Annotated in this window: 1 protein-coding gene; it reads left to right on the top strand. The window is 46.0% G+C overall.

Annotated features, from left to right (window positions below; all coding sequences use genetic code 11):
* Positions 1–39: 39 nt before the first annotated feature.
* A partial coding sequence (locus tag IE271_RS44785) for a citrate/2-methylcitrate synthase (protein WP_506005306.1) occupies positions 40–515 on the top strand: 476 nt, incomplete at its 3' end.

The raw sequence follows: 515 nt of genomic DNA, 5'->3' as shown, positions 1-515 counted from the left end.
AAAATCCCCACGCTTGCGGCTATTTGCTATCGTAATGAAGTGGGAGCACCCATTATTTATCCGGATATCGCACGCTCTTATGTGGAAAATATCCTTTTCATGTTAAGAGGGTATCCTTATAGCCGATTGAAACACACCACTCAAGGCGAAGCGGAAATCACGCCCCTAGAAGTGGAAGCCTTTGATAAAATCCTAACCTTGCACGCTGATCACAGCCAAAACGCCTCTTCTACCACAGTAAGGAATGTCGCTAGCACCGGCGTGCATCCTTATGCAGCCATTAGCGCGGGTATTAGCGCTTTATGGGGGCATTTGCATGGCGGGGCGAATGAAAAAGTGCTTTTGCAATTAGAAGAGATCGGCGATGTGAAAAATGTGGATAAATATATTGCACGCGTGAAAGACAAAAACGACAGCTTCAAACTCATGGGCTTTGGGCATAGGGTGTATAAAAGCTACGATCCGCGCGCAAAAATCTTAAAAGGCCTAAAAGACGAACTGCACCAAAAAGGCGT

It is taken from the genome of Streptomyces minutiscleroticus (genome assembly GCF_014650875.1).
Lineage (GTDB): Bacteria > Actinomycetota > Actinomycetes > Streptomycetales > Streptomycetaceae > Streptomyces > Streptomyces minutiscleroticus.
Note: the sequence above shows the minus strand (reverse complement) of the source record. Positions and strands in the feature narration are given on the sequence as shown.